17 protein-coding genes are annotated in these 17,192 nt (G+C 68.8%); 15 read left to right on the forward strand and 2 right to left on the reverse strand.

Features of this window, described 5'->3' with window-relative positions; all coding sequences use genetic code 11:
* Nucleotides 1-3 precede the first annotated feature (3 nt).
* The 6 genes from VGD28_RS06445 to VGD28_RS06470 all read left to right on the forward strand — a co-directional run bounded on the left by VGD28_RS06445 (nucleotide 4) and on the right by VGD28_RS06470 (nucleotide 5,022).
* The gene (locus VGD28_RS06445; RefSeq protein WP_331027509.1) at nucleotides 4-810 is read left to right on the forward strand and encodes an RNA methyltransferase; all 807 of its coding nucleotides are present in this window, start codon (nucleotides 4-6) and stop codon (nucleotides 808-810) included.
* A gap of 105 nt (nucleotides 811-915) precedes the next feature.
* On the forward strand, nucleotides 916-1,143 hold the full coding sequence (locus VGD28_RS06450) for a hypothetical protein (RefSeq protein WP_331027510.1): 228 nt from the start codon (nucleotides 916-918) through the stop codon (nucleotides 1,141-1,143).
* A 58-nt stretch (nucleotides 1,144-1,201) separates the two neighbouring features.
* Complete coding sequence (cysS, locus tag VGD28_RS06455) at nucleotides 1,202-2,632, forward strand: cysteine--tRNA ligase (protein WP_331027511.1); 1,431 nt, start codon at nucleotides 1,202-1,204, stop codon at nucleotides 2,630-2,632.
* Nucleotides 2,633-2,914: 282 nt separating this feature from the next.
* Nucleotides 2,915-3,850 carry a D-2-hydroxyacid dehydrogenase gene (locus VGD28_RS06460; protein ID WP_331027512.1) on the forward strand — a complete coding sequence of 312 codons (936 nt, stop codon included), beginning with the start codon at nucleotides 2,915-2,917 and terminating at the stop codon, nucleotides 3,848-3,850.
* A gap of 21 nt (nucleotides 3,851-3,871) precedes the next feature.
* Entirely contained in the window at nucleotides 3,872-4,456 is a 585-nt protein-coding gene (locus VGD28_RS06465; protein WP_331027513.1) for an aminodeoxychorismate/anthranilate synthase component II, read from the forward strand.
* Between the two features lie 218 nt (nucleotides 4,457-4,674).
* Nucleotides 4,675-5,022, forward strand: coding sequence for a Dabb family protein (locus VGD28_RS06470; RefSeq protein WP_331027514.1), 348 nt, complete (start codon nucleotides 4,675-4,677; stop codon nucleotides 5,020-5,022).
* 61 nt (nucleotides 5,023-5,083) lie between these two features.
* Here the strand turns inward: VGD28_RS06470 and VGD28_RS06475 are convergent, their stop codons facing one another.
* Entirely contained in the window at nucleotides 5,084-5,461 is a 378-nt protein-coding gene (locus VGD28_RS06475) for a VOC family protein (RefSeq protein ID WP_331027515.1), read from the reverse strand.
* A 131-nt stretch (nucleotides 5,462-5,592) separates the two neighbouring features.
* Here VGD28_RS06475 and trpD point away from each other — a divergent pair, with 131 nt between their 5' ends.
* From trpD to VGD28_RS06510, 7 genes are all read left to right on the forward strand, one after another.
* Nucleotides 5,593-6,588 carry an anthranilate phosphoribosyltransferase gene (gene trpD / locus VGD28_RS06480; RefSeq protein ID WP_331027516.1) on the forward strand — a complete coding sequence of 332 codons (996 nt, stop codon included), beginning with the start codon at nucleotides 5,593-5,595 and terminating at the stop codon, nucleotides 6,586-6,588.
* Nucleotides 6,585-7,367 carry an indole-3-glycerol phosphate synthase TrpC gene (gene trpC / locus VGD28_RS06485; RefSeq protein WP_331027517.1) on the forward strand — a complete coding sequence of 261 codons (783 nt, stop codon included), beginning with the start codon at nucleotides 6,585-6,587 and terminating at the stop codon, nucleotides 7,365-7,367. Before trpD ends, trpC begins: the two co-directional genes overlap by 4 nt.
* Nucleotides 7,364-7,840, forward strand: coding sequence for a cyclic pyranopterin monophosphate synthase MoaC (moaC, locus tag VGD28_RS06490; protein WP_331027518.1), 477 nt, complete (start codon nucleotides 7,364-7,366; stop codon nucleotides 7,838-7,840). Before trpC ends, moaC begins: the two co-directional genes overlap by 4 nt.
* Nucleotides 7,841-7,920: 80 nt before the next feature.
* On the forward strand, nucleotides 7,921-8,868 hold the full coding sequence (locus VGD28_RS06495) for a PilZ domain-containing protein (RefSeq protein ID WP_331027519.1): 948 nt from the start codon (nucleotides 7,921-7,923) through the stop codon (nucleotides 8,866-8,868).
* Between the two features lie 41 nt (nucleotides 8,869-8,909).
* On the forward strand, nucleotides 8,910-10,094 hold the full coding sequence (locus VGD28_RS06500; RefSeq protein WP_331027520.1) for a molybdopterin molybdotransferase MoeA: 1,185 nt from the start codon (nucleotides 8,910-8,912) through the stop codon (nucleotides 10,092-10,094).
* 280 nt (nucleotides 10,095-10,374) lie between these two features.
* Nucleotides 10,375-11,049 (forward strand): transcriptional repressor LexA, encoded by a 675-nt coding sequence (lexA, locus tag VGD28_RS06505; protein WP_331027521.1) that lies wholly within the window; start codon nucleotides 10,375-10,377, stop codon nucleotides 11,047-11,049.
* Between the two features lie 155 nt (nucleotides 11,050-11,204).
* On the forward strand, nucleotides 11,205-11,612 hold the full coding sequence (locus tag VGD28_RS06510; protein WP_331027522.1) for a GFA family protein: 408 nt from the start codon (nucleotides 11,205-11,207) through the stop codon (nucleotides 11,610-11,612).
* A gap of 533 nt (nucleotides 11,613-12,145) precedes the next feature.
* On the opposite strand, the gene VGD28_RS06515 is transcribed toward VGD28_RS06510, so the two are convergent.
* On the reverse strand, nucleotides 12,146-14,287 hold the full coding sequence (locus VGD28_RS06515) for a ComEC/Rec2 family competence protein (RefSeq protein ID WP_414714473.1): 2,142 nt from the start codon (nucleotides 14,285-14,287) through the stop codon (nucleotides 12,146-12,148).
* A 7-nt stretch (nucleotides 14,288-14,294) separates the two neighbouring features.
* Here VGD28_RS06515 and gltX point away from each other — a divergent pair, with 7 nt between their 5' ends.
* Nucleotides 14,295-15,758, forward strand: coding sequence for a glutamate--tRNA ligase (gene gltX, locus VGD28_RS06520; protein ID WP_331027523.1), 1,464 nt, complete (start codon nucleotides 14,295-14,297; stop codon nucleotides 15,756-15,758).
* 17 nt (nucleotides 15,759-15,775) lie between these two features.
* Nucleotides 15,776-17,050: a citrate synthase gene (locus tag VGD28_RS06525; RefSeq protein ID WP_331027524.1), complete on the forward strand. Its 1,275-nt coding sequence runs from the start codon at nucleotides 15,776-15,778 to the stop codon at nucleotides 17,048-17,050.
* Nucleotides 17,051-17,192: the final 142 nt, after the last annotated feature.

Genomic DNA, 17,192 nt, shown 5'->3' on the forward strand with positions numbered 1-17,192 from the left:
CACGTGCCCCGCGAAATAACCGCCTTCTCCAACCCGCTGGTCAAGCGGGTCCGATCCTTGCGCGACAAGAAGCACCGCCGCGACGAGGGCCTGTTCCTCGCCGAGGGGCTGCGCATCCTGACCGAGGCGCGCGAAGCGGGGCATCTGCCCGACTATCTGTTCTTCGCGAAAGGCCACGACACCCACGCGCTCGCAGGAGAGCTGATCGCCGCGGCCGAAGCCGCAGGGGGTGAGGTCATCGCGACCGACAGCGACATTCTTTCCAAGCTCTCGGGCAAGGACAATCCCGGTGCGGTGGTCGGCGTCTATCGCGAGCTGCCCACCGATCTCGCCCGGCTCGATCGCACGAAGGCGCCGATCTGGCTGGTGGCCGAGCGGCTGCGCGACCCCGGCAATCTCGGCACGATCCTGCGCACCGCCGATGCGGTCGGCGCGGGCGGGCTGATCCTGGTCGACGAATGCGTCGACCCGTTCTCTGTCGAGGCGGTGCGCGCGAGCATGGGGGCGCTGTTCACCATTCCCATCGCGCGTGCGCCGTGGGACGAGTTCCACGCCTGGCTGCGCGGCGGGCCAGGGCAGCTGGTCGGGCTCGCGCTCGAAGGTGCGGTCGATTATCGCGCGCCGGACTTCGCCGCCCCGGTCTTCCTGCTCACCGGCAACGAGGCGCAGGGGCTTCCCCCCGCCTATGCGCAAGCCTGTGATCTGCGGGTGAAAATCCCGATGCTCGGCAAGGCCGACAGCCTCAACGCCGCGGTCGCCACCGCGGTGATGGCCTACACCGTTCTCGACCGGATCCGTCCGCTCGCCTGATCCCGTAATAGTAACATATCGGCAACACCAGCGGTCCGTTTCGGAACGTGCTTGGAACAAATGCCGATTCCGTGCGTCGAACCGGGCAAGTCTGGAGACGAAACGATGTATTACGACACCGACGCCTTCACCGCCGCCCAGAGCGGCTACCGCATCGCCTTTCACCCGGGCGAGCACAACCACTGCCCCGGCTGCGGCCAATCGCACTGGCGGGTCGGGCGGATGACCGCGGAATGCGCCTTCTGCGCGACCGCGCTGCCGATCAACAATGGCGGCACGTTCGGCGCGGGCCTGTTCCACACCAGCACCAGGCCCGAAACCCTCGCCGCCTGAATGCTCCGAACGCGCGGCGGCGGTTTGACCGCTGCCGCCGCCGCGCTATGGCGCCGCTATGACTGGCGCCACGCTCACCCTCTACAACTCGCTGACCCGTTCGCTCGAGCCGTTCGCGCCGATCGATCCCGCCAGGGGCGTTCGCGTCTATTCGTGCGGTCCCACCGTCTATAGCGACCCGCATCTCGGCAACCTGCGCGCCTATGTCTTCACCGACACGCTCTCCCGCGTGCTGCGCTGGAAGGGCTATCCGCTCACCCATGTCCTCAACATCACTGATGTCGGCCATCTGACGTCCGACGCCGATGAGGGCGAGGACAAGATGGAGGCGGCGGCGAAGAAGCGCGGGATGAGCGCGTGGGACATCTCGCGCCACTATGCCGACGTGTTCCGCCGCAATCTGCGCGATCTCAACATCCGCACGCCCGATCACATGCCGCTGGCGACCGACTATGTCGGCAAGATGATCGAGTTCGCGAAGGGCTTTGCCGAGGCGAACTGCTACCAGCTCGACAGCGGCCTCTATTTCGACAGCTCGACCGTCCCCGATTACGGCAAGCTCTCGGGCGGGCAGGACGATGCCGGCGAGGGCCGGATCGAGAGCGTCGAGGGCAAGCGCCACCCGCAGGATTTCGCGATCTGGCGCACCACTCCGCCGGGCGAGACGCGCCAGATGGAATGGGATTCGCCCTGGGGCCGCGGCGCGCCGGGCTGGCACCTCGAATGCTCGGTGATGAGCGCCGAGCTGCTCGGCCTGCCCTTCGACATCCATACCGGCGGGATCGATCACCGCGAGATCCATCACGTCAACGAGATCGCGCAGAACCAGGCGCATTGCCGCTGCGGCGACAGCGGCGCGCGGGTGTGGATGCACAACAACTTCCTCGTCGACCGCGGCGGCAAGATGTCGAAGTCCAAGGGCGGCATCGCCACGCTCGACGCGCTGGTGGCGAAGGGCGTGCACCCGCTCGCCTATCGCCTGATGTGCCTCAGCGCGCATTACCGCAGCGAGCTCGAGTTCAGCGGCGAGAATCTGATGGCGGCGCTGGTCCGCCTGCGCCGCCTCGTCCTCGCGGCGGAGAAGTTTCGCGCGACCGAGGGCAAGGGCGGCGGCAATGCCGGCAGCTATCTCGAGCGGCTCGACGCGGCGGTGTCGGACGACCTCAACACCCCCAAGGCGCTGCCGGTGCTCGAAGAGCTGCTCGCCGACAAGCAGCTCGGCCAGGAAGCCCGGCTGATGACGCTGGCGCAGTTCGACACCGCGCTCGGCCTCAACCTGCTCGATCTCGGCCGCACGGACCTGCGCGTCCGCCCCGCCGATGCGCTGGTCACCGAAGCCGAGATCGAAGCGCGCCTCGCCGAGCGCAAGGACGCCCGCGCCGCGAAGGACTTCGCCCGCTCCGACGCGATTCGCGACGAGCTGCTCGGCGCCGGGGTCGAGGTGATGGACGGCGACCCGCTCGGCTGGGACTGGAAGATCGAGCTTTGAGAGCTGCTCATGCGTGAGCGTGGAGAAGAAGGTTGATTCACGCAAAGGCGCGAAGACGCTAAGAGAAGAAGAAGGTGGTTTCGCGCGGAGAGCGCAGAGGTTCCTTTGCGCGCAGCGCTTCACTCCAACAGGCGACGCCTGCTTATCGGTAGCGATTGAGGCCGCTGGCGCGGCAGAGACTGAAACCTCTGCGCTCTCCGCGCCTCTGCGCGAACCCACTTCTTCTTCTCTTAGCGTCTTCGCGCCTTTGCGTGAACCAAAACTTCTTCCTACGCTGCCCCCATGAAAGCCGTCCTGCCCGCCCTCGCCCGCCCGCTGATCGAAGCCGGCCTCCCCGCCGGGATCGAGCCGCACTGGTTCGCCAGCCGCGAGGAGGCGATCGCCCTCGTCGCCGACGCCGACATCGCCTGGGTCGACATGCAGCGCCCGGAATGGACCGGCGAGGCGGCCGCTGCGGGCACGCGACTCAAATGGCTCTCGACCATCTATGCCGGGATCGATGCGTTCGACACGGGCCTGCTCAAGCAACGCGGCACGATCCTCACCAACGGCGTCGGGATCAACGCCATCGCGGTCGCCGAATATGCCGTGATGGGGATGCTCGCCGCGGCCAAGCGCTTCGATCAGGTGGTGCGCACCGCGGACCGCCGCGAATGGCCGACCGACGCACCGGGCAAGGTCGAGCTCTACGAAACCCGGGCGCTGATCGTCGGCTATGGCACGATCGGCCGGCTGATCGGCGATCGGCTGACGGCGTTCGGCGTCGAGGTGACCGGCGTCACCCGATCGGGCCGTGACGGCACCCTCACCCCGGACCAGTGGCGCGACTGCATCGGCGACCATGACTGGATCGTCCTCGCCGCGCCTTCGACCGGGGATACCCATGCCCTGATCGGCGCGGCGGAGCTGGCGGCGATGAAGCCCGGCGCGTGGCTGATCAACGTCGCGCGCGGCGACATGGTCGATCAGCCCGCGCTGATCGCGGCGCTGGAGAAGCGCCGCATCGCCGGCGCGTTCCTCGACGTCGTCGATCCCGAGCCATTGCCCGCAGACCACCCCCTGTGGAGCGCGCCCAACGCCATCCTGACGATGCATCTGTCGGGCCGCTCGCAGACCAAGATGTTCATGCGCGCCGCCGCGCTGTTCCTCGAAAATGCCCACGCATTCATGGACGGACGCACGATGAAGAACGTCGTCGATCTCGACGCGGGCTACTGACGCGGCTAAGCCCGCCCCATCATGATCCTCGTCATCGACAATTACGACAGCTTCACCTGGAATCTGGTCCATTATCTGATGGAGCTGGGCGCCGAGGTGAAGGTCGTGCGTAACGACGCGCTGACCGCCAATGAAGCGATCGCGAGCAACGCACAGGCCTTCCTGCTCTCCCCCGGCCCCTGCACGCCGAACGAGGCAGGGATCAGCCTCGACCTCGTCGCCGCCTGCGCCGATGCAGGCAAGCCGTTGCTCGGCGTCTGCCTCGGCCACCAGTCGATTGGCCAGCATTTCGGCGGCCAGGTCGTGCGCGGCGGGCTGATGCACGGCAAGACCAGCCCCGTGCGTCATGACGGCACCGGGCTGTTTGAAGGCCTGCCCTCACCCTTCACCGCGACGCGCTATCACTCGCTGATCGTCACCGACATCCCCGACGTGCTGGTGGTCAACGCCACGGCCGAGGACGGCAGCGTCATGGCGTTCCGGCATGCCACGCTGCCGATCCACTCGGTCCAGTTCCACCCCGAGAGCATCGCCACCGAGCATGGCCATGCGATGCTGGCGAACTTCATGAAGATCGCCGGGATCGAGGCGAAGGCACTGGCCTGACTCGCCTCAGCCCGCTGCCCAGGCATCGCCCGCGCCTCAGGAGTTCCCTGGGAGGCATCCGGGCGAAGGCGGGGCGCCTCTCGCAGGCCCCAGCCGTCTTGACCCGGGCCATCGCGCAGAGACTATAGCGATCGCTGGGGCACCGGAAAGGATGAGACGAGGATATGCCAGTCAATCGCAGGAATGTCGTGCAGGCAATTGCGCTGGGTGGCGCTGCCATGGCCTCTGACGCGGCCTCGGCAGCGCCCGCGCCGGAAGCCAGGATCGTTCACCACGTCTTCTTCTGGCTGAAGCGGCCCGGATCGACGGCGGATCGCGACCAATTGGTCGCGGGCCTGCGGGCGCTCGCGAAGATCCCGGTCATCCGCAGCGTGCAGATCGGCGTCCCCGCATCGACCGAGCAGCGTGAGGTCGTCGATGCGAGCTTCGACGTGTCGGAGCTCATGGTGTTCGACAATGTCGCGGACCAGAAGGTGTATCAGGACCATCCGATCCACCAGGATTTCATCGCCAAATGCGGGCATCTGTGGCGCAAGGTGATCGTCTACGATATGCTGACGATCTGATCGGCGGGCAAGATCGGGACCGCGTCCCGGAGATCGCCGGGACCGAGGCGAAGGCGCTGGCCTAGGCCTGCGACAGGCTCAGCACATTGCCATCGGGGTCGCTGAACCAGGCCACCTTCGCCATGCCGCCCGGCGCGGTCCAGATGCCGTCTTCATCCTGGCCCATGCCGTCATAGATGGTGAAGGCGACGCCCTTGTCGCGCAGCGCGTGAACCGTCGCGCGGATATCGCTTACGTTCCAGCCGAGCACGGGGTGTTGCCCGGCCTTGAAATCGGGCATCACCGTCAGCCGGATCACCGCATTGTCCATTGCGATGAAATCCCCGAACGGGTCGGAGCTGCGCAGCGTCAATCCCAGCTGATCGCAATAGAAGCCAAGCGCACGGTCGCGGTCGGCGGCGTAGAGGAAGCTGACCGGCTCGGTCGATCGAAGGTCCATCGATGGTCTCCCCGCTCTGATCCGGGGAAGATAGCCGCATCGCGGCCGAAATGCACCGCCCCCAGCCGCGCTTGTCCGGCGCGCAACAGGATTTGCTCGACTCGCTCCGCCCGTCCCTCAATAGAGGCGGCGTGACCCGCTTGAGCCTCCTGCCCGATCCCTCCACGCCGCTCGCGCGCGAATCCGCGGCGCAGGCCTTCGCCGACATCCTCGACGGCACCGCCTCCGAACCGGAGATCGAGGCATTCCTGATCGCGCTTTCCGAGCGCGGCGAGACCAGCATCGAGATCGCCGAGGCGGCGCGCGCGATGCGCCAGCGGGTCATCCCGGTGAATGCGCCCGCCAATGCGATCGACGTGTGCGGCACCGGCGGCGATGGGCACCACACGCTCAACGTCTCCACCGCAGTCGCGATCGTCGTCGCCGCGGCGGGCGTGCCGGTGGCCAAGCATGGCAACCGTGCCGCCAGCTCCAAATCGGGCGCGGCCGACACGCTCGAAGCGCTGGGCCTCGACCTCGAGCGCGCCGCGCTCAATGCCGAGGCGCATCTCAACGACCTCGGCATCGCCTTTCTCTTCGCCGCCAAGCACCACCCCGCGATGGCACGCATCGCCCCGCTGCGCCGCCGGATCGCGCGGCGGACGATCTTCAACCTGATGGGCCCGCTCGCCAATCCGGCCGGGGTGCAGCGTCAGCTGATCGGCATCGCCCGGCCCGATTATGCCCCGATCTATGCCGAGGCGCTCGAGCAGCTTGGCGTGAAGGGCGCCGCGATCGTCGCCGGCGAGGAAGGGCTGGACGAGCTCTCGCCTGAAGGCGGCTCGCTGGTGGTGAGCATCGGCGATGTCAGCCTGCCCGCACGCATCACCCCGGCCGACGCCGGGCTGCCGTCCCACCCGCTGACCAGCCTGCGCGGCGGCGATGCGCGCGAGAACGCCGTGGCGCTGCGCAAGCTGCTCCAGGGGGAGCACGGCGCCTATCGCGACGCGGTGCTGCTCAATGCCGCCGCGGCGCTGGTGGTCGCGGGCGAGGCCGCCGATCTGCGCGAGGGCGCCGAGGAAGCCGCCGAGACGATCGACAAGGGGCTTGCCAACGCGCTGCTCGACTGCTGGATCGCCGCGGCATGAACACGCTCGACAAGATCCTTGAGGTAAAGCGCGGCGAAGTCGCCGGGCGCAGGGCCGCGACCTCGCTCGCCGACCTTCAGGCGCGCGCGCTTGCCCAGACGCCGCCGCGCGGCTTTCGCGCCGCGCTCGATGCAAAGGCGGCACAGGGCTATGGCCTGATCGCAGAAATCAAGAAAGCATCACCCTCCAAGGGATTGATTCGGGACGATTTCGATCCGCCGGCCCATGCCCGCGCCTACGCGGCAGGTGGAGCCGCATGCCTGTCGGTGCTCACCGACACGCAGTTCTTCCAGGGGCATGAGGACTATCTAATTGCCGCCCGCGCCGCCTGTGGCCTGCCCGTGATCCGCAAGGATTTCATGATCGATCCGTGGCAGGCGCTGGAGGCGCGCAGCATCGGCGCCGACGCGATCCTGATCATCGTCGCCGCGCTCGAGGATGCGCAGATGGCCGAGATCGAGGATGCCGCGATCGGCCTCGGCATGGATGTGCTGGTCGAGGTCCATGACGCGGCCGAGCTCGACCGCGCGCTCGCGCTCAAGTCGCGGCTGATTGGGGTCAACAACCGTAATCTCAAGGACTTCTCCGTCTCTTTTGACCGCACCTATGAGCTTGTCGGCCGCGCACCCCCTGGCTGCACCTTCGTCGCCGAGTCCGGCCTCACCGCGCGCGCCGATCTCGACGCCATGGCGGCGCATGGCGTGCGCTGCTTCCTGATCGGCGAATCGCTGATGCGCCAGGACGATGTCGAGGCGGCAACGCGGGCGCTGGTGGGATGACCAACCTCACCCATCTCGACGAGACCGGCGCAGCGCGCATGGTCGATGTCGGCGCCAAGGCCGAGACGCAGCGCGAGGCGGTCGCTACCGGCCGCATCGTCATGTCGCCCGAAGCCGCCGCCGCGATCCGCGACGGGCTGGTCAAGAAGGGCGACGTCCTCGCCGTGGCGCGCGTCGCGGGAATCATGGCGGCGAAGAAGACCAGCGAGCTGATCCCGCTCTGCCATCCGCTCGCGCTGACCAGGATCGAGCTCGAGCTGATCCCCGGCGATTCCGGCGTCACCGCCACCGCCACCGTCGCGCTCACCGGCCGCACGGGGGTCGAGATGGAGGCGCTCACCGCGGTCTCCGTCGCGCTGCTCACCGTCTACGACATGGCCAAGGCGCTCGACAAAGCCATGACGATCGAGGGGATCCGGCTGCTCTCCAAGACCGGCGGCAAATCCGGGAATTGGGTGAACGCGGAAGGTTAACCCGCCCTCCACCCTGCTCGCTCAGACATTCTTGAAGGGCATGCGCGCACCTTCCCCACTCGCAAATGGGTGGGGATCCGATGACACTTCCGGCACGATCAGCGATCTTCTCGCTGTCTGGCGAGCTCGACGCGCCCCCGGGCGCGGTCGAGGATGCCTCGCCCGGGCGGCTGCTGCTCGGCAGCGCGGGCGAGCGGAACTGCTTCGTGCACCGTCTCACCTCCGCCGGCGCGACGCTCACCGTTTCCGGCCCCATCACCAATGGCGATCGCGCGACGATCGAGCTGCCGTTCGGGCTGGTCGCCGACGGCGCGATCGTCGGCAGCGACCCTGCCGCGCTCGCCTTCCGCTTCGATGAGCCGCTCGATGTCGTCGGCGCGCTCGCCCGCTGCCTCGCCGCCCTCCCCGCCGAGCGCCGCCAGATGCCGCGCATCGAGCTGCGCCAGCGGCTGTGCGTGCGGCATGGCGATCAGGTCGATTTCGCCTGGACGCGCAACCTCTCCCCCTCCGGCATCGGCGTCGAGACGCGCGCGCTGCTGACGACGGGGGCCCAGGTCGAGCTGACCCTTGACGGCCTGCGCCCGATCCAGGGCGAGGTGCGCTGGGCCGAAAAGGGCCAGGCCGGCATCGCCTTTACCGAGGAGCTTGGCTGGCAATTGCTGATGCCGTGGCTGCGCAAGGTCGCGAGCCAGCGGCGCGGCCCGGCGCTGGCGGTGGTGCAGGATCATGCCCCGTCGGCGCTGGGCGCGGTCAAGGATGCGCTGCGGCTCGACATCGCCACCCATGTCCGCTCGGGCGTCAACTGGTGGAACGCCAAGCTCAACACGCTGAGCAGCACGCTGGTCGAATTCGAGAGCGACACCGAATTCACCCCGCTTTCCTCGCTGTGGCTCTCGCTGCCCGGGATCGGCGGCTGGCCGATCCGCGTGATCGAGTGCCACGGCACCCGCCACGTCGCCGAGTTCCGCATCCCCCTGCGCCCGCACGAGATGGCACGGCTGGCCGAGGCGGCGCGCCCGCCGCGCTGATCCTCTCGACCCCGGAGCCCCGGCGCGGTAACGCCGCGGCGATGGCCGATCTTCTTCCCGTCGCCGATGCCCAGCGCCGCCTGTTCGCGCTCGCGCCGGCGCTCGCGGCGGAGACGGCGCCGCTGCGGGAGGCCACGGACCGCTGGGCCGCCGGGCAGGTCCTGGCCGCGCGCACGCAGCCCGGGCAGCCCTTGTCGGCGATGGACGGCTATGCGATCCGCTTCGCCGACCTGCCCGGCCCGTGGGACGTGATCGGGGAGAGCGCCGCCGGCCGCCCCTTCCCGGGCGCCGCCGCCGCGCATCAGGCGGTGCGAATCTTCACCGGCGCCGCGCTGCCAGCCGGAACGGATACCGTGCTGGTGCAGGAAGAGGCGCGGCGCGACGGCCGCCGTCTCCATCTCGCCGGCGAAGGCCCCGCGTTCGAGGGCCGCAACGTCCGCGCCACGGGCCTGGATTTCCGCGCAGGCGAGCTACTGATCGCCCCCGGCGACCGGCTGACCCCCGCGCGCATCGCGCTCGCCGCGGTCGCTGGCCATGCCGCGCTGCCCGTCCGCCGCCGCATCCGCGTCGCCATCGCCGCCACCGGCGACGAGCTCCGCGCGCCCGGCGACCCGCTCGCTCCCGGCCAGCTCCCCGAGAGCAACGGCGCGATGCTGGCCGCGATGCTGGCAGGATTGCCCGTCGAGATCGAGGATCTGGGCATCCTGCCCGACCGGCCCGACGCGCTCGCGGCCGCGTTCGCGCGCGTCACCGCCGACATCCTCGTCACCACCGGGGGCGCCTCGGTCGGCGACCACGATCTCGTCCGCCCCGCGCTTCTCGCGGCGGGCGCCTCCATCGATTTCTGGAAGGTGGCGATCCGGCCCGGCAAGCCGATGATGGCCGGGCGGCTGGGCGAAACGGTCGTGCTCGGCCTGCCCGGCAATCCGGTCTCGGCCTTCGTCACCGCGCGGATCTTCCTGCTTCCGCTGGTCGCGCACCTCTCGGGCGCTGCCGATCCGCTGCCCGCGTCCCGCCCCGTCAGGCTGGCCGAGCCGCTTCCCGCCAACGGCCCGCGCGCGGATTACATGCGCGCGGTGCACCGCAGCGGCGGAGTGGTGGCGGCGGCGATCCAGGACAGCTCGATGCTCCGCACACTCGCGCGCGCCGATTGCCTGATCGTCCGCCCGCCCCACGCCCCGGCGGCAAATCCCGGCGACTTGGTGGAAATCCTCGCGCTTTTTTGAGTGGGCTGCGGTGGCGCCCTCGACCGAAGCGGCGGGTCACGTAGTTTGGGAGATATCGACGCTCCTACCCGTCATCCCCGCGCAGGCGGGGATCCATTCGTCCTGCCGTCGAGGCTCGATCCGCGCCGTTGGGATGAATGGATTCCCGCGCGGGAATGACCAACAGGAATGTGAGGCGCCTGCTTCAACCTGCCTCACCACCACCAACGCGTCTCGCTTGACAGACAGGTGGAACAAGGCGTAAACGTTCCGCGTCTGTTCTGGATGGAGGACGTCCCCGATGCTTACGAAGAAGCAGCATGAGCTGATCTGCTTCATCGCCGACCGCTTGAACGATACCGGCGTGTCGCCTTCGTTCGAGGAGATGAAGGACGCGCTCGATCTCAAGTCGAAGTCGGGCGTCCACCGGCTGATCTCGGCGCTCGAGGAGCGCGGCTTCCTGCGCCGCCTGCCCAATCGCGCACGCGCGCTCGAAGTGCTCAAGATGCCCGAGCGCGGCGAGCCGAAGAAGGCGGCGCCTGCGCCGAAGAGCAACGTTGTGACGCTCGAGCGCCCTGCGCCGCAGCCCGCGAACGACGTGATCGAGATCCCCCTTCATGGCCGCATCGCCGCGGGCGTGCCGATCGAGGCGCTGGAAGGCTCGACGATGCTTCCCGTCCCCGCTGCGCTGCTCGGCTCGGGTGAGCATTATGCGCTCGAGGTCGCGGGTGACTCGATGGTCGAGGCCGGCATCTTCGACGGCGACTATGCGCTGATCCGCCGGCAGGAGACCGCGCGCGACGGCGAGATCGTCGTGGCGCTGATCGAGGACAATGAGGCGACGCTCAAATATTTCCGCAATGAGGGCAGCATGGTCCGGCTCGATCCGGCGAACCGCGCCTATGACGCGCAGCGCTACCGCCCCGATCAGGTGCGGGTGCAGGGCCGCCTCGCCGGGCTGCTGCGGCGCTACTGAACCAGTAAGGGCGGCTCCGGCCGCCCTTTCCATTGATGGTTGGGCCGGGCGGTGCCGGGTGGCATGGTTGCGCGCGATTACCTCACCGGTAATTGAGGGCATGTGCGCCGCGTCTATCCTGTGCTTCGTCCCGCAACGAACGACAGGAGAGAGCCATGACCACCCTAGAAGGCGGCTGCCATTGCGGCGCGATCCGCTACGCCCTCAACGGCGATCCCATGCACCATGCCCTGTGCCATTGCACCGACTGCCGCCGCGCATCGGGCGCACCGATGGTCGGCTGGGCGATGTTCCAGGAGGATGCGCTGACCGTGACGCAGGGCGAGCCGCGCGAATATGCCTCGTCCGAGCATGGCCGCCGCTATTTCTGCGGTATCTGCGGCACCGGCCTGTTCTATCGCAATGCGCAGAACCTGCCCGGCATCGTCGATGCCCAGGCGGCGACCCTCGACGACCCGGACGCCCTGCCCGCCGGCGCGCATATCCAGGTCGCCGAGCGCATTGAGTGGATGAAGGAGGCGCATACGCTGCCGGAGTTCGCGCGCTATCCGGGGATGGGGTAGCGGAGGAGAAGTCGCCGGCATCGCAAACGACCCGTCATCCCGGCCTTGTGCCGGGATCCACGGTGCCGCGAACGACTCGGCAGCGCCTCGCGCCGCCAGATCGCCTCCGGGCAGCTCCCGGCGCGAGACCCGAGATGGCGGATAAAGGGGAACGCCAGCTCGCGACCCCATAGCGGATGTTGCTTCCCTCTTCCTTTGGGAAAGGGAAGGAGCCCGCCGCGAAGCGGTGGGAAGGGTGAGGGCAGGTTGAGAGACAAGCGCCCTGCCCTCGCCCTTCCGCCGACTGCGTCGGCTCCCTCCCTCTCCCAAAGGGAGAGGGACTTATGCCCGCTAGCCATCCAACAGCTGCCCGCTTGCAATGTTGGAATTGATTTGCTTGCGTCGTCGGGCTGCCCCGCAGCCGCTCTTTGATGTCGTCGATCCGCGCGGTCGGCCCTGCCTGACACCCGCCTCACAGAGGCGACCAAGTTGACAGAATGAATCGCGTTTCGCGTAACATCGTCAACTTCTCGGACCGTCCGGCGTTGGCTCGCTCAATCGCGCCTTGCTGCCACCCGCTCCGCCTCGATCCACGGATGCCGAGCGCCTGCCCGCCGCACCGTGCGCACCTGCGGCGGCGTGCCCAGCGTGATCGCCACCCCGCCCGTTCGCGCCAGCATCGCACGGTCGAGCTTCACCCATTTGGGCTGGCAACCCGGCGGCAGCCTCCGGTCCGCGACGACGATGTCCGCCGAGCGGCACACCGCCATCATCTCGCGCCACGGCACCAGATAGCCGCTCCGCGTCGCCGCGATCCGCCAGCGCCGCCCCTCACGCTCGACATCGATCAGGCACAGGTCCGGGCTGCATCGCGCCTCCTGCTGCTCCGCCAGCGCGGGGAGCTCGGCATCGACCCCGCCATTCTCCGCCAGCATGTCGCGCACATAGTCGCCCGCGCGATCCCGCAGCAGCGCGATCTCGCCGCCCGCGGTGCGCAGGGCCAGGTGACGCCCATCCCCCGTCACCAGCAAGTCGGGCATCGGCGTCGCCAGCGCCCATGCCGCGCCCGTCGCCGCAGGGACCAGCCCCGCCAGCCGCACCCGCGTCTTCCACAGCGCGAACCACAATCCCCCCGCCACCATCAGCGCATAGGCGCCGCCCGGCATCCCCGGCAGCATCGCCAGCGCGCCGGGCGCGTTCGCCGCGGCATGCGCGATCCACAGCAGCAGCCCCAGCGCCTTCCCCGCCAGCCACCAGAAGGGCGCGCCCAGCCCGGCCGTGTCGAGGAACAGCGCCGCCGCCTCCAGCGGCATGATGACGAAGGTGGTGAGCGGGATCGCGACGATGTTCGCCAGCGCGCCATAGACGCCGGACTTGTGGAAGTGGAACAGTGCGATCGGCGTCAGCGCGATCTCGACGACAAGGCCCGTCAGCAGCAGCGATCCGGCGCCGCGCGCGAACCGCCGGCCCCATCCCTCCTCGCGCCGCTCGAACCAGCCGCGCACCCGTCTGCTCTCATGCAGCGCGACGATCGCGGTCACCGCGGCGAAGCTCATCTGGAAGCTCGGCCCCATCAGCGCCTCGGGCCACAGCAGCAGCACGGCCAGCGCGCCGAACGCCACCAGCCGCAACGTGATCGCCTCGCGCCCCAGCATCATCGCCGCCAGCACCATCAGCGCGGCGATGCACGACCGCACCGTCGGCACCTCCGCCCCGGTCAGCAGCGTGTAGCCCACCGCCGCGACCCCCGCGGCGCCCGCCGCGACCACCGGCAGCGGCCAGCGCAGCGCGAGCGCGGGGCTGAGCGCGAGCAGCCGCAGCACCAGCAGCATCGTCGCGCCGACCACCGCGGTGACGTGCAGCCCGCTCACCGACAGCAGGTGCGCCAGCCCCGATCGCCGCAACGCCTCGCCATCCGCTTCGGAGATCGCGCCGCGATCGCCGGTGACCAGCGAAGCCGCGATCCCGCCCGCGCTTCCCTCGATCTGGCGCTGGACATGCGCCGTCAGACGTTCGCGCAGCCCGCTCTTCGCCTCGCCCGGCGTGACGATCTCGACCGGCGCGAACCCGCGCCCGCTCGCCCCCAGCCGGTCGAACCACGCCACCCGCTCGAAATCATAGGCGCCGGGCACCGCGGGCGGCGCGGGCGGCATCAGGCGCGCGCGCAGCTTCACCACCGCCCCGCGCGTGAGGCCCGCGGGCACGTCCTTCGCATCGAGGTTGACACGCACCGCGGGGGGCAGGCCGGCCCCGGCCTCGGGCGCGATCCGCACCCGCACCATGTCCCGCGCCGGCAATTGCTCGACCCGCTCGACCTTGCCCTGGAACGCGACGATCGCGGCGCGCGCCAGCACCGGCGCAGCCACCCGCTCGGCCCGCCACCAGATCAGCGCGCAGCCCAGCGCCACCAGCAGCCCGGCCACCGCCGCGCAGCGCGCGGCACGCCCGCCGCCGCCCAGCGCCAGTCCGGCTGCGGCGACCCCCAGTCCGCCGAGCATCACCGCGCTCCACCGGCCCGCATCGGGCAGTGCGAACCATGCGGCGATTCCTGCGCCCAGCATCACCGGAATCCACAGCACGATCTGCCCGCGCTCGGCCTCCAGCCAGCGCTCAAGTCGTTCGCCGAAGCGCCATCCCCCCGCGATTTGAAGCGGGCGAAACCCCGTGCTAGGGGCGCTCGCGGCTGAACTGGCCATCGATCACATGTCTTGGGAGCAAGCGCGCTTGAGCGCAACATCGCAGCCCGCCGCGGGCACGCAAATCGTCACGCGCTTCGCCCCGTCGCCGACGGGGTTTCTGCATATCGGCGGCGCGCGCACCGCGCTGTTCAACTGGCTTTTCGCCCGCCACCATGGCGGCAAGTTCCTGCTGCGCATCGAGGATACCGATCGCGCCCGCTCGACCGATGCCGCGATCGAAGCGATCCTCGACGGGATGCGCTGGCTCGGCCTCGATTGGGACGGCGACGAGGTCTATCAGTTCGCCCGCGCCGACCGGCATGCCGAAGTCGCGCATGCGATGCTCGACTCCGGCCATGCCTATCGCTGCTGGATGAGCCAGGAAGAGATTTCCGCGCAGCGCGAGGAAGCGCAGGCGGCGAAGAAGCCCTATCGCATCCGCAGCCCGTGGCGTGACCGCAACGACGGCCCGCTCGACCAGCCCCACGTCGTCCGCATCCGCGCCCCGCGTGAGGGCGCGACGACGATCCGCGACGCGGTGCAGGGCGAGGTCACCGTCCAGAATGCCGAGCTGGACGACATGATCCTGCTCCGCTCGGACGGCACGCCGACCTATATGCTCGCGGTGGTGGTCGACGACCAGGACATGGGCGTGACCCACGTCATCCGCGGCGACGATCATTTGAACAACGCGTTCCGCCAGCTGCTGATCATCAACGCGATGGAGTGGCCCGAGCCGATCTACGCGCACATCCCGCTGATCCACGGCGCGGACGGCGCGAAGCTGTCCAAGCGCCACGGCGCGATAGGCGTCGACGCCTATCGCGACGAGCTCGGCGTGCTGCCCGAAGCGCTGTTCAACCACCTCCTTCGCCTCGGCTGGGGCCATGGCGACGACGAGATCATCAGCCGAGAGCAGGCAGTCGAATGGTTCGACCTGTCAGGCGTCGGCAAATCCCCTTCGCGCTTCGATCTCAAGAAGCTCGACAGCCTCAACGGCCACTATATCCGCGCCGCGGACGATGCGCGACTCGCGCAGCTCGCCGCGCCGTTCCTGCCCTTCGCAGCGTCGCCGCAGCAGATCGAGCTTCTGCAACGCAGCATGTATGCGCTGAAGCCTCGCGCTGCGAATCTCCTTGAAATCGCGGACGGCGCCGCCTTTCTCTTTCGCACTCGCCCCCTGGAAATGGACGCAGATGCACAAGCTCTGCTAGAGGGCGACGCACAAAGCCTTTTAGCCCAGCTTCACGCCGCGCTTGACGCCGTCGCGGACTGGAATACGGAGGCGCTCGAAGCGGCGGTACGCCAGGTGGCGGAGTCGGGAGGGGTCAAACTGGGGGCGGTCGCACAGCCGCTCCGCGCGGCGCTCACGGGGCGCCGGACCTCGCCTGGCATCTTCGACGTCCTCGTCCTGTTGGGGCGCGAGGAAAGCCTGGGCCGGATCGCCGACCAGACGAAAGCCCCTGCCGGTTCCGGCGTCCGGGGCTGAACGAAAGGATGAAGACCATGACCGACTCCACCCTCAAACTCGGCGACAAGGATTATCCGGTCCGAAAGGGTAGCGTCGGTCCCGAGGTCGTCGATATCCGCAAATTCTACGGCCAGTCGGGCATGTTCACCTACGACCCGGGCTTCACCTCGACCGCGTCATGCGAGTCGGGCCTGACCTATATCGACGGCGACCAGGGCATCCTGCTCCACCGCGGCTATCCGATCGATCAGCTCGCCGAGCAGTCGAGCTTTATGGAAGTTGCCTATCTGCTGCTGAACGGCGAGCTGCCTAACAAGGGCGAGCTCGACAAATTCTCCAACACGATCACCCGCCACACCATGCTGCACGAGCAGCTCGCGACCTTCTACCGCGGCTTCCGCCGCGACGCGCACCCGATGGCGATCATGTGCGGCGTGGTCGGCGCGCTCTCGGCCTTCTACCATGATTCGACCGACATCTCGGACCCGCACCAGCGCATGGTCGCGTCGCACCGGTTGATCGCCAAGATGCCCACGATCGCGGCAATGGCGTACAAGTACAGCGTCGGACAGCCTTTCCTCTATCCGGACAATTCGCTGTCCTACACCGGCAACTTCCTGCGCATGACCTTCGGCGTCCCGGCCGAGGAATATGTGGTCGATCCGGTGGTGGAATCGGCTATGGACAAGATCTTCATCCTGCACGCCGATCACGAGCAGAACGCCTCGACCTCGACCGTGCGGCTCGCCGGCTCGTCGGGCGCCAACCCGTTCGCGTGCATCGCGGCGGGCATCGCCTGCCTGTGGGGCCCGGCACATGGCGGCGCCAACGAAGCCGCGCTCAACATGCTGCGTGAGATCGGCCGCCCCGAGCGCATCCCCGAGTACATCGCGCGCGCCAAGAACAAGGACGACCCGTTCCGCCTGATGGGCTTCGGCCACCGCGTCTACAAGAATTTCGACCCGCGCGCGAAGGTGCTCAGCCAGGCAGCCGCGGACGTGCTGGACAAGCTCGGCATCAGCGACCCGGTGCTCGACACCGCGCGCGAACTCGAGCAGATCGCGCTCAAGGACGATTACTTCATCGAGAAGAAGCTCTACCCGAACGTCGATTTCTACTCGGGCGTGATCCTGTCGGCGATCGGCTTCCCGACCACCATGTTCACCGTCCTCTTCGCCCTCGCCCGCACCGTCGGCTGGGTCGCGCAGTGGAACGAGATGATCAGCGATCCCGACCAGAAGATCGGCCGCCCGCGCCAGCTCTACACCGTCCCGACGCAGCGCGACTACGTTCCCGTCGACAAGCGCTGATCCGCTGACCGGACAGGAAAAAGGCCCGCCGGAGCGATCCGGCGGGCCTTTTCGTTGGACTCGCATGGCCTACGCTCCACCGTCATCCCGGCCTGGTGCCGGGATCCACGGCGCCGCACGCGATGCGAGGGGCCTCGTGTCC

The organism is Sphingomonas sp., from assembly GCF_036402235.1.
GTDB lineage: Bacteria > Pseudomonadota > Alphaproteobacteria > Sphingomonadales > Sphingomonadaceae > Sphingomonas.

Excerpts from the sequence above, each read along its gene's own strand:
- VGD28_RS06450 (WP_331027510.1), top strand. The coding sequence starts at position 916 with ATGTATTACGACACCGACGCCTTCACCGCCGCCCAGAGCGGCTACCGC.
- cysS (WP_331027511.1), top strand. The coding sequence starts at position 1,202 with ATGACTGGCGCCACGCTCACCCTCTACAACTCGCTGACCCGTTCGCTC.
- VGD28_RS06460 (WP_331027512.1), top strand. The coding sequence starts at position 2,915 with ATGAAAGCCGTCCTGCCCGCCCTCGCCCGCCCGCTGATCGAAGCCGGC.
- VGD28_RS06465 (WP_331027513.1), top strand. The coding sequence starts at position 3,872 with ATGATCCTCGTCATCGACAATTACGACAGCTTCACCTGGAATCTGGTC.
- VGD28_RS06470 (WP_331027514.1), top strand. The coding sequence starts at position 4,675 with ATGGCCTCTGACGCGGCCTCGGCAGCGCCCGCGCCGGAAGCCAGGATC.
- VGD28_RS06475 (WP_331027515.1), bottom strand. The coding sequence starts at position 5,461 with ATGGACCTTCGATCGACCGAGCCGGTCAGCTTCCTCTACGCCGCCGAC.
- trpC (WP_331027517.1), top strand. The coding sequence starts at position 6,585 with ATGAACACGCTCGACAAGATCCTTGAGGTAAAGCGCGGCGAAGTCGCC.
- moaC (WP_331027518.1), top strand. The coding sequence starts at position 7,364 with ATGACCAACCTCACCCATCTCGACGAGACCGGCGCAGCGCGCATGGTC.
- VGD28_RS06495 (WP_331027519.1), top strand. The coding sequence starts at position 7,921 with ATGACACTTCCGGCACGATCAGCGATCTTCTCGCTGTCTGGCGAGCTC.
- VGD28_RS06500 (WP_331027520.1), top strand. The coding sequence starts at position 8,910 with ATGGCCGATCTTCTTCCCGTCGCCGATGCCCAGCGCCGCCTGTTCGCG.
- lexA (WP_331027521.1), top strand. The coding sequence starts at position 10,375 with ATGCTTACGAAGAAGCAGCATGAGCTGATCTGCTTCATCGCCGACCGC.
- VGD28_RS06510 (WP_331027522.1), top strand. The coding sequence starts at position 11,205 with ATGACCACCCTAGAAGGCGGCTGCCATTGCGGCGCGATCCGCTACGCC.
- VGD28_RS06515 (WP_414714473.1), bottom strand. The coding sequence starts at position 14,287 with ATGGCCAGTTCAGCCGCGAGCGCCCCTAGCACGGGGTTTCGCCCGCTT.
- gltX (WP_331027523.1), top strand. The coding sequence starts at position 14,295 with ATGTCTTGGGAGCAAGCGCGCTTGAGCGCAACATCGCAGCCCGCCGCG.
- VGD28_RS06525 (WP_331027524.1), top strand. The coding sequence starts at position 15,776 with ATGACCGACTCCACCCTCAAACTCGGCGACAAGGATTATCCGGTCCGA.